The sequence below is a fragment of the Escherichia sp. E2661 genome (genome assembly GCF_004745185.1).
Taxonomy (GTDB): domain Bacteria; phylum Pseudomonadota; class Gammaproteobacteria; order Enterobacterales; family Enterobacteriaceae; genus Escherichia.
Map to the genome: position 1 here is coordinate 43178 of NZ_PDIG01000009.1, position 11035 is coordinate 54212.

Sequence of the window (11035 nt, forward strand, 5' to 3'; positions counted from 1 at the left end):
AGATTCAGCATTTAACGCGTTCGCTGCGAAAGCACCTGCTGCTTATCCAGCTTTTGCACCAGCGGCTGCACCACTTTATCCCCATGCTGACCAAAGTATTGATACAGCGTATCGGACGCACTTTTGGTCAGCACCATAATCTCAATGCGCCGGTTGCCCGCGCTTTGCGGATTTTTGGCATCCAGCAGCATCTGGTCCGCCATCGCGCTCACCTGCATCACTTTATCTTCCGGCATTCCGGCCTCTTCCAGCACCCGACGAGCCGAAAGCGCGCGATCGCCCGAAAGGTTCCAGTTGTTGTAGATATTGTTTTTGTAGGCCATCGCATCGGTATGCCCGGTAATAATAATTTTGTTATCGAGCGAGTCGAACACTGGCGCGAGCTCCACCAGCAGCGTTTTAAAGAACGGCATAATCTTCGCGCTGCCGCGTTCAAACATATTGCGGTTCTGGTCATCTTTAATCAGCACGCGCAATCCCTGCGGGACAATCTCCATCTCCAGATTCGCTTCCATATGCGCATCACGGGCAATGGTGTTGATACTGGTTGCCAGCTCGCCAAGCTCGGTGGCGGATTTCTTCTTCAGCAGCGCCGTTTTCTCGTTGACGTCGCGCGCTTTTTTCTCCGTCTCTTCCGGCACCGCCACGGTGGCAGGTTTTGGCGGATGAGACGGGCTGATTTTATTTAACGGCGACAGCCACCACCGTTAAAAATCGACTGCCCGTGCAGCGCGGCGATAATGCTTTCACGCTCGGATTTACTGACGCTGTTGACAATCAACTTTATCGTCGTCACCAAAGGGGCCGAGCGTATTTCCGAGGTTTCTGCCCGCTTTACTCTGGACGCGATGCCCGGCAAACAGATGGCGATTGACGCCGATCTTAACGCCGGATTGATCAACCAGGCGCAGGCGCAAACCCGGCGTAAAGATGTTGCCAGCGAGGCTGATTTCTACGGCGCAATGGACGGGGCATCGAAGTTTGTGCGCGGGGACGCCATCGCCGGGATGATGATTCTGGCGATCAACCTGATAGGCGGCGTCTGTATTGGGATCTTTAAATACAACCTGAGCGCCGACGCCGCCTTCCAGCAATATGTGCTGATGACCATCGGTGACGGCCTGGTGGCGCAGATCCCTTCCCTGTTGCTCTCCACCGCGGCGGCGATTATCGTCACCCGCGTCAGCGACAACGGCGATATCGCCCATGACGTGCGCCACCAGTTGCTGGCAAGCCCGTCGGTACTCTACACTGCCACCGGGATTATGTTTGTGCTGGCGGTGGTGCCGGGGATGCCGCACCTGCCGTTTTTGCTGTTCAGCGCCCTGCTGGGTTTTACCGGCTGGCGAATGAGCAAACAACCGCAGGCGGCGGAGGCGGAAGAGAAAAGCCTCGAAACGCTGACCCGCACCATCACCGAAACCAGCGAGCAACAGGTCAGTTGGGAAACCATTCCGCTGATCGAGCCCATCAGCTTAAGCCTCGGCTACAAGCTGGTGGCGCTGGTGGATAAAGCGCAGGGCAACCCGCTCACCCAGCGTATTCGCGGCGTGCGGCAGGTGATATCCGACGGTAACGGCGTGCTGCTGCCGGAGATCCGTATTCGGGAAAATTTCCGCCTCAAGCCCAGCCAGTACGCCATTTTCATCAACGGTATTAAGGCTGATGAAGCGGATATTCCGGCGGATAAACTGATGGCCCTGCCCTCCAGCGAAACCTACGGCGAGATAGACGGCGTGCTGGGGAACGACCCGGCGTACGGGATGCCGGTCACCTGGATCCAGCCTGCGCAGAAAGCGAAGGCGCTGAATATGGGGTATCAGGTGATCGACAGCGCCAGCGTGATTGCCACGCATGTGAACAAGATTGTGCGCAGCTATATTCCTGATTTATTTAACTATGACGATATTACGCAGTTGCATAACCGTTTGTCGTCGACGGCACCGCGTCTGGCGGAAGATTTGAGCGCGGCGCTGAATTACAGCCAGTTGCTGAAAGTGTACCGGGCGTTGCTGACCGAAGGCGTTTCCCTGCGTGATATCGTCACCATCGCCACCGTGCTGGTCGCCAGTAGCACAGTGACCAAAGATCATATTCTGCTGGCGGCCGATGTACGCCTGGCGCTGCGGCGCAGCATTACCCATCCGTTCGTTCGCAAGCAGGAGCTGGCGGTGTATACGCTGAATAATGAGCTGGAAAATCTGCTGACCAATGTGGTGAATCAGGCGCAGCAGGGCGGGAAAGTGATGCTCGACAGCGTGCCGGTGGACCCGAATATGCTCAACCAGTTCCAGAGTACGATGCCGCAGGTAAAAGAGCAGATGAAAGCGGCGGGGAAAGATCCGGTGCTGCTAGTGCCACCGCAGTTGCGTCCTTTGCTGGCGCGTTATGCAAGGTTGTTTGCGCCGGGGCTGCATGTGCTGTCGTATAACGAAGTGCCGGATGAGCTGGAGTTGAAGATTATGGGGGCGTTGATGTAGGCATCGGTGCACAACTGCCGGATGCGGCGTGAACGCCTTATCCGGCCTACCGATCCGGCACAGGTTTGTAGGCATGATAAGACGCGCAGCGTCGCATCAGGCATCGGTACATAACCGCCGGATGCGGCGTAAACGCCTTATCCGTCCTACTGTTAAGGCACGATTCGTAGGCCGGATAAGCGTAAGCGCATCCGGCACCAGCGCACAATTATAAAATGATACGCTCCCCGGCACTAAAATCCGTTATGTCTCCCGCCCAATCAATGGGATATAACCCTCGCGCCACATCGCGATGGAACGTTGAGAATGGCCAATCACTCACTTGCTTTACCCAGCCATGTTTTACTGGATTTATATAAATATAATCAACATGATGGCGATAGTCTTTGGTATTGCGGATGGCGTGCTCCCAAAAAACGTGGTTGCCAGATATTTTTCAATCCACAAGCATGGGTGAATTGCTTTTTAATCTCCCGCCAGCGAGAGGAAAAATCATCATCGCTTTCAGGTAATGTCCAGATACAGTGCATATGCTCCGGCAAAACGACCCAGGCATTAATTTCAAAAGGTCTGGCTCGCTTAACTTTAATAATGGCGTTACGGAGCGTCTGGTACTGGGTAGTCAAAAGTTGGCTTCGACGATTCCGTAAATTCACCGTGAAAAACCAGCTTCCCCCCTTGAGGTAATAACGACGATATTCAGACATAGCGACTCCTTTTTCTCAACGGTAAGAAGAAAAGGAAAGGTCGGCAATGAGGTTGTTTTATATCGGGAAAGCGGCTCGCAAATATTCGCGGACTCGTAGGCATGATAAGACGCGCCAGCGTCGCATCAGGCATCCGCGTACAACCGCCGGATGCGGCGTGAACGCCTTATCCGTCCTACAAAATCGTCTCTTCCGTCAAAATCCGCCGCGCGCCCAAAAAATGGTTCTGCCAGAAAGGTTCGGCTAACCGGCTTACCCGAATGGTTTCGCCGGTACGTGGCGACTCGATAAATTGCCCATCGCCCAGATACACGCCCATATGATCGGCTATCTCGCGGCTGTGGATATGGAAAAACAGCAAATCTCCCCGGCGCAAATCGTTGTTCGCCACAATCGTTGCCCGATGGTAGTGATACATCTCATTGGCCGTTCGCGGGAGCTTCGCATCGAGGATCTTGTTGTAGGCATAAAAAACCAACCCGCTACAGTCGAAGCCTTGATCGGGCCGCGTACCGCCCCAGACGTAAGGCTTGCCAATCTGCTGCTCCAGGCGGTGAATCGCCACTTCGGTGATGTTATGCAGGTGATCGCTGCTTAAAAAGTGGTTGTTTTCCGCCAGCGCCTGCCAGCGTCTGTCACTCGCCTTTAGCGGCGCAGGAAACCATTCTGGATGCTGTTTTATCTGCTCCCGGTTGTGCTGGCGTAGCGCCCTTCTGCTTTCGGCATTGCCTTCCACAATATAGCTGGCCTGTTTTTTCAGATGGGTTTGGTACTGTTTTAATAAACGCGCACGGTTTTGCATCCGCTGGCGGGCGGCGTAGCTGAAAGAGATATGTGATGTGGTGGCGCTGGCAAGTAAAGGAAGCAAAAGGGACAAAGAAAACACGCCCAGGCGCAGCAATCTGTCGTGAGAGAACAAATACATGAAGGATATAAACCGGCTGAATGAAGATGAGAATATTAGAGGAAAGGAAGGAGAAGCGGGATTATTAATTGCTTATTTGCATATTACTATCGAGGTTTCATAACCTTAGGAAATAAGAAATAAACCCGCTTTACATGCGCTTTTCGGACTTTTGAAAATCGCCACTTATGCTAAATTTGTAAACCCAGCGCCGACAGACTTGCGTAAAACTCTTTTGGTGATAATGTGAGCCTTCCAAATCCAGACTATTCCGATTTGGGATCTATTTTGCCGTCCTGGCGTGTGTAACCGTTTTATCAAGGAATAAGCAGTATGCGTAAAATCGCATTAATTCTTGCGATGTTGTTGATCCCGTGCGTTTCATTCGCCGGTTTGCTGGGCAGCAGTAGCTCTACCACGCCAGTGAGCAAAGAGTATAAGCAGCAGTTGATGGGATCCCCTGTCTACATCCAGATCTTCAAGGAAGAACGTACGCTCGATCTCTACGTCAAAATGGGCGAGCAATATCAGCTGCTCGACAGTTATAAAATCTGTAAATATTCCGGCGGGTTAGGACCAAAACAGCGTCAGGGCGATTTTAAAAGTCCGGAAGGGTTTTATAGCGTTCAGCGTAATCAGTTAAAACCAGACAGCCGTTACTACAAAGCGATTAATATTGGTTTCCCCAATGCCTATGACCGTGCGCATGGTTATGAAGGGAAATACCTGATGATCCACGGCGATTGTGTTTCCATCGGCTGCTACGCAATGACCAATCAGGGTATTGATGAGATCTTCCAGTTCGTTACTGGTGCGCTGGTGTTTGGTCAGTCAAGTGTGCAGGTGAGCATTTACCCATTTCGCATGACCGACGCCAACATGCAGCGTCATAAGTATTCCAACTTTAAGGACTTCTGGGAGCAACTGAAGCCGGGCTATGACTACTTTGAACAGACCCGTAAGCCACCGACCGTTTCTGTGGTCAATGGTCGTTACGTGGTCAGCAAGCCGTTGAGCCACGAAGTGGTGCAACCACAGCTGGCATCAAACTACACGCTCCCCGAGGCAAAATAAGCGCCATTCGCCTGGCATAATCTTTTGCCAGGTTTCATTGCCCGTCAGCGGCTGTGTCGCAATCACCGTGACCACATCATTCGGTGTGGTCTGCGAGCTGAAGTCGATTTCCACATCCTGATCCAGCAACGTTGCCACGCCAAACGGCGCGCGGCGGGTGATCCAGTGCAGATTGGTCGAGCAATACGCCATTACATAGCGCCCATCCGAAAGCAGCATGTTGAAAACGCCCTTCTGCCGCAGTTCGTCCGCCAGTGAGGCGATATATTTAAACACTGCTGCCATGTTGCCCGGCGTGCGCGGGTAACGCTGCGTTAATTTATGCAGCAGCCAGCAAAAGGCTTTTTCGCTATCGGTTTCACCTACCGGGCGGAAGTTGCCGGTTTCCAGTGATTTGTAGCCCGTCAGTTGCCCGTTATGGGCATAAGTCCAGTTGCGTCCCCATAACTCGCGGGTAAACGGGTGAGTATTTTCCAGCGCCACCTCGCCCCGATTAGCCTGGCGAATATGAGCCACAACCGAACAGGATTTTATCGGGTAGTCCTGGACCAGTTTGGCGATGGGGGAATTAAAGCTGGGTTGTGGATCTTTAAATGTGCGACAGCCTTTACCTTCGTAAAAGGTGATGCCCCAGCCATCTTTATGTGGCCCGGTTCCACCACCACGCTGCACAAGCCCGGTGAAACTAAAGCAGATATCGGTAGGGACGTTGGCGCTCATCCCGAGCAATTCACACATCGGTAACCTCCACAACAGCGGGAGCGCATGGCCCCCGGCGAAGATTGATTTAAGAATTTTCAGGTCGGATGCGGCGTAAACGCCTTATCCGGCCTACGCCAGACTTACTTAACCATCTCTTTTTCAATCAACTGGATCAGGATATGGATCACTTTAATGTGGATCTCCTGAATGCGGTCGGCATAACCAAAGTGCGGAACGCGAATTTCGATATCCGCCGTGCCAGCCATTTTGCCGCCGTCTTTACCGGTCAGGGTGATCACTTTCATCCCCTTCTCACGCGCCGCCGCAATCGCTTTGATCACGTTTGCAGAGTTACCAGAGGTGGAGATCCCCAGCAGCACATCGCCTTCGCGTCCTACTGCTTCAACGTAGCGGGAGAAAATATCGTTAAAGCCAAAATCGTTGCCAACACAGGTGATGTGGCTGACATCTGAAATGGCAATCGCCGGATAGCCCGGACGGTTTTCACGGTAGCGACCGGTCAGTTCTTCTGCAAAGTGCATGGCGTCGCAATGGGAGCCGCCGTTGCCACAGGAAAGCACCTTGCCACCGGCTTTAAAGCTGTCTGCTAACAGGACCGCCGCGCGCTGAATGGCGTGAATATTGGCGTCATCTTTTAAAAAGTTAGCCAGCGTTTCCGCCGCTTCGTTCAGTTCGTTACGAATAAGATCCTGGTACATGAGGATATCCTTCAGCATAAATGAATTAGACAAAATGCAGTGTACCGGATACCACCAAAAGCGAGAAGACCAGCGCGGTGGAATGACCAGGACTTTTTGACCCGAAGTGCGGATAAAAACAGCAACAATGTGAGCTCCGTTGTAATTATATTGTAAACACATTGCTAAATGTTTTTACATCCACTACAACCATATCATCACAAGTGGTCGGACCTCCTACAAGTAAGGGGCTTTTCGTTATGATGATTTTGAGTATTCTCGCTACGGTTGTCCTGCTCGGCGCGTTGTTCTATCACCGCGTGAGCTTATTTATCAGCAGTCTGATTTTGCTCGCCTGGACAGCCGCCCTCGGCGTTGCTGGTCTGTGGTCGGCGTGGGTACTGGTGCCTCTGGCCATTATCCTCGTGCCATTTAACTTTGCGCCTATGCGTAAGTCGATGATTTCCGCGCCGGTATTTCGCGGTTTCCGTAAAGTGATGCCGCCGATGTCGCGCACTGAGAAAGAAGCGATCGACGCAGGCACCACATGGTGGGAAGGCGATTTGTTCCAGGGCAAGCCGGACTGGAAAAAGCTGCACAACTATCCGCAGCCGCGCCTGACTGCCGAAGAGCAAGCGTTTCTCGACGGCCCGGTAGAAGAAGCCTGCCGGATGGCGAATGATTTCCAGATTACTCATGAGCTGGCGGATCTGCCGCCGGAGTTGTGGGCGTACCTTAAAGAGCATCGCTTCTTCGCGATGATCATCAAAAAAGAGTACGGCGGGCTGGAGTTCTCAGCTTATGCCCAGTCTCGCGTGCTGCAAAAACTCTCCGGCGTGAGCGGGATCCTGGCGATTACCGTCGGCGTGCCGAACTCATTAGGCCCGGGCGAGCTGCTGCAACATTACGGCACTGATGAGCAGAAAGATCACTATCTGCCGCGTCTGGCGCGTGGTCAGGAGATCCCTTGCTTTGCACTGACCAGCCCGGAAGCGGGTTCCGATGCGGGCGCGATTCCGGACACCGGGATTGTCTGCATGGGTGAGTGGCAGGGCCAGCAGGTGCTGGGTATGCGTCTGACCTGGAACAAACGCTACATTACGCTGGCCCCCATTGCCACCGTGCTTGGTCTGGCGTTTAAACTCTCCGACCCGGAAAAACTGCTGGGTGGCGCAGAAGATTTAGGTATTACCTGTGCGCTGATCCCGACCACCACGCCGGGCGTGGAAATTGGTCGTCGCCACTTCCCACTGAACGTACCGTTCCAGAACGGACCGACGCGCGGTAAAGATGTGTTCGTACCGATCGATTACATCATCGGCGGGCCGAAAATGGCCGGGCAAGGCTGGCGGATGCTGGTGGAGTGTCTCTCGGTAGGCCGCGGCATCACCCTGCCTTCCAACTCAACCGGCGGCGTGAAGTCGGTTGCGCTGGCAACGGGCGCGTATGCGCACATTCGCCGTCAGTTCAAAATCTCTATCGGTAAGATGGAAGGGATTGAAGAACCGCTGGCGCGTATTGCCGGTAATGCGTACGTAATGGATGCTGCGGCATCGCTGATTACCTACGGCATTATGCTCGGTGAGAAACCTGCCGTGCTGTCGGCTATCGTTAAGTATCACTGTACCCACCGCGGGCAGCAGTCGATTATTGATGCGATGGATATTACCGGCGGTAAAGGCATTATGCTCGGGCAGAGCAACTTCCTGGCGCGTGCTTACCAGGGCGCACCGATTGCCATCACCGTTGAAGGGGCCAACATTCTGACCCGCAGCATGATGATCTTCGGCCAGGGGGCGATTCGTTGCCATCCGTACGTGCTGGAAGAGATGGAAGCGGCGAAGAATAATGACGTCAACGCGTTCGATAAACTGCTGTTCAAACATATCGGTCACGTCGGTAGCAACAAAGTTCGCAGCTTCTGGCTGGGCCTGACGCGCGGTTTAACCAGCAGCACGCCAACCGGCGATGCCACTAAACGCTACTATCAGCACCTGAACCGCCTGAGCGCCAACCTCGCCCTGCTTTCTGATGTCTCGATGGCGGTGCTGGGCGGCAGCCTGAAACGTCGCGAGCGCATATCGGCCCGTCTGGGTGATATTTTAAGCCAGCTTTACCTCGCCTCTGCCGTTCTGAAGCGTTATGACGACGAAGGCCGTAATGAAGCCGACCTGCCGCTGGTGCACTGGGGCGTACAGGATGCGCTGTATCAGGCAGAACAGGCGATGGATGATTTACTGCAAAACTTCCCGAACCGCGTGGTTGCCGGGCTGCTGAATGTGGTGATCTTCCCGACCGGACGTCATTATCTGGCACCTTCTGACAAGCTGGATCATAAGGTGGCGAAGATTTTACAAGTGCCGAACGCCACCCGTTCCCGCATTGGTCGCGGTCAGTACCTGACGCCGAGCGAGCATAACCCGGTTGGTTTACTGGAAGAGGCGCTGGTGGATGTGATTGCCGCCGACCCGATTCATCAGCGGATCTGTAAAGAGCTGGGTAAAAACCTGCCATTTACCCGTCTGGATGAACTGGCGCACAACGCGCTGGCGAAGGGGCTGATTGATAAAGATGAAGCCGCTATTCTGGTGAAAGCTGAAGAAAGCCGTCTGCGTAGTATTAACGTTGATGACTTTGATCCGGAAGAGCTGGCGACGAAGCCGGTAAAGTTGCCGGAGAAAGTGCGAAAAGTTGAAGCCGCGTAATTGAATAACGGAGCTGAAAGGCTCCGTTTCTTTATCCGCTAATTATTTAAAATTAAAGCCATCCGGATGGTTTTCCAGGCTGCCGGTCAACGCCGCGAACAGCACCGTTTTACCATCAATCGAAAGCGCATCGTTCACATTCAACCAGGTGAGTTTCTCTTGCGACGTTTTCTCATCAATGGTCGAGAACAGCCCCGTCATCTGATTAGATTTCTCGGACCACATCACAGCGATACGTTGCGAGCCACAGTCATGCGGTTTGCACGCGCTCATCACCTGATACGTCTCATCTCCCAACGTTACGGTTTGTGCGGGAGTATAAGTACCGCCTTTCATCACCCAGGCAGGCAGCTTATGCCCTTGCACCATCTGATTAAATGCAGCTTTGGTGGTTTCGCCCTTTGCCAGGCTGCTAATAGTTAAATCATCCTGCGCCATTGCACTGGTGGCGATGACCAGAGCGGCGACTGTCGTAATTGCCTTAAACATCATTCCTCCCGGGCTTATCCTGCCCATGTTATTAACGCCCTAAAGCCTGGCGATAACACGATAATTTGCAAATCAGATATTTCCAATATCAGCATTTGTTATCAATTTATTCCGCAGTAAGGTAATAGCCTGATAAGGTGTTAAAGTTATAAAACCCTTCGCATAAAGGAGTTGTACACTGTGCCTGGTTTGAAGATTACGCTTTTGCAGCAACCGTTGGTGTGGATGGATGGTCCTGCCAACCTGCGTCATTTTGATCGTCAACTGGAAGGTATTACCGGGCGCGATGTGATCGTTCTACCGGAGATGTTTACCAGCGGCTTTGCCATGGAAGCGGCAGCTTCGTCGCTAGCACAAGATGACGTAGTGAACTGGATGACAGCCAAAGCGCAGCAGTGCAATGCGCTGATTGCAGGCAGTGTTGCATTACAAACGGAGTCTGGTTCGGTTAATCGATTTTTGCTGGTTGAGCCTGACGGCAAGGTGCATTTTTATGACAAGCGTCATCTGTTCCGAATGGCAGATGAGCATCTGCATTATAAAGCGGGCAATGCGCGAGTGATTGTGGAATGGCGCGGCTGGCGTATTTTGCCGCTGGTGTGCTACGACTTACGTTTTCCGGTGTGGTCGCGCAATCTCAACGATTACGACCTCGCCCTGTACGTCGCCAACTGGCCTGCTCCGCGCTCTCTGCACTGGCAGGCATTGCTGACGGCCCGCGCGATTGAGAATCAGGCGTATGTGGCGGGATGTAATCGCGTCGGCAGCGATGGCAACGGCTGTCATTATCGCGGTGACAGCCGGGTGATTAATCCACAGGGCGAGATTATCGCTACTGCCGAACCGCACCAGGCTACACGCATTGATGCGGAGCTGTCGATGGTGGCATTACGGGAATATAGAGAAAAGTTTCCGGCATGGCGGGATGCGGATGAGTTTAGGTTGTGGTGAGTGGGTGTTGCAGGGCAAGATTACGAAAGCCCGCTCCCCGCAAGGACTGACGCCAGGTAGTTTCTGTCCATGGCTGCTTTTCGCATCTTACGTCTTAACCCTGCCTTGAATACCTTATCATTCGTCAAAATATTAATAGCAATGTGCCGTATCCCTGAAAATAATTCTGCTGCATTTCCTCTTCTTATTTTGCAGTCGTCTTCATTCATTACCACGTCCAGACGCCAGTGCAGCTTATTCTCCACGTGCCAGTGATTTCGGATCGCTGTGGCGAACTTCTCAGCGGTTAAATCAGCAGAACTGATATAATATCTGATCCGTCATT

7 protein-coding genes and 4 pseudogenes are annotated in these 11035 nt (G+C 53.0%); 4 read left to right on the forward strand and 7 right to left on the reverse strand.

From position 1 onward, the window contains the following. Positions 1–11: 11 nt before the first annotated feature. Positions 12–796: pseudogene (gene lafU, locus CRI63_RS05330) on the reverse strand (putative lateral flagellar export/assembly protein LafU). Between lafU and CRI63_RS05335 the strand changes: the two are divergent. Next, positions 768–2480, forward strand: a pseudogene (locus tag CRI63_RS05335) (flagellar biosynthesis protein FlhA); the annotation flags it as partial. The pseudogenes lafU and CRI63_RS05335 overlap by 29 nt on opposite strands. Before the next feature lie 208 nt (positions 2481–2688). Here the strand turns inward: CRI63_RS05335 and rayT are convergent. Continuing rightward, positions 2689–3187 (reverse strand): annotated as a pseudogene (gene rayT, locus CRI63_RS05345) (REP-associated tyrosine transposase RayT). 175 nt (positions 3188–3362) lie between these two features. Beyond that, positions 3363–4112 (reverse strand): C40 family peptidase, encoded by a 750-nt coding sequence (locus tag CRI63_RS05350; protein ID WP_135518747.1) that lies wholly within the window; start codon positions 4110–4112, stop codon positions 3363–3365. 312 nt (positions 4113–4424) lie between these two features. On the opposite strand from CRI63_RS05350, the gene dpaA reads away from it, so the two are divergent. Beyond that, positions 4425–5165, forward strand: a complete 741-nt coding sequence (dpaA, locus tag CRI63_RS05355) for a peptidoglycan meso-diaminopimelic acid protein amidase (RefSeq protein ID WP_001225684.1) — start codon at positions 4425–4427, stop codon at positions 5163–5165. Here dpaA and CRI63_RS05360 read toward each other — a convergent pair. Then, a complete protein-coding gene (locus CRI63_RS05360) occupies positions 5136–5903 on the reverse strand; it encodes a class II glutamine amidotransferase (protein ID WP_000333380.1) in 768 nt (255 codons plus the stop codon). The two genes, dpaA and CRI63_RS05360, sit on opposite strands and share 30 nt — an antisense overlap. Positions 5904–6007: 104 nt before the next feature. Then, positions 6008–6586, reverse strand: coding sequence for a D-sedoheptulose 7-phosphate isomerase (gene lpcA / locus CRI63_RS05365; protein ID WP_016159301.1), 579 nt, complete (start codon positions 6584–6586; stop codon positions 6008–6010). A 239-nt stretch (positions 6587–6825) separates the two neighbouring features. On the opposite strand from lpcA, the gene fadE reads away from it, so the two are divergent. Further along, a complete protein-coding gene (fadE, locus tag CRI63_RS05370) occupies positions 6826–9270 on the forward strand; it encodes an acyl-CoA dehydrogenase FadE (RefSeq protein ID WP_000973081.1) in 2445 nt (814 codons plus the stop codon). 42 nt (positions 9271–9312) lie between these two features. Here fadE and ivy read toward each other — a convergent pair whose 3' ends face one another. Continuing rightward, positions 9313–9759 carry an Ivy family C-type lysozyme inhibitor gene (gene ivy, locus CRI63_RS05375; RefSeq protein ID WP_001308392.1) on the reverse strand — a complete coding sequence of 149 codons (447 nt, stop codon included), beginning with the start codon at positions 9757–9759 and terminating at the stop codon, positions 9313–9315. 180 nt (positions 9760–9939) lie between these two features. Between ivy and yafV the strand changes: the two genes are divergently transcribed. Next, complete coding sequence (yafV, locus tag CRI63_RS05380; protein ID WP_135518749.1) at positions 9940–10710, forward strand: 2-oxoglutaramate amidase; 771 nt, start codon at positions 9940–9942, stop codon at positions 10708–10710. Positions 10711–10730: 20 nt separating this feature from the next. Here the strand turns inward: yafV and CRI63_RS05385 are convergent. After that, positions 10731–11027 (reverse strand): annotated as a pseudogene (locus CRI63_RS05385) (ISAs1 family transposase); the annotation flags it as partial. Positions 11028–11035: the final 8 nt, after the last annotated feature.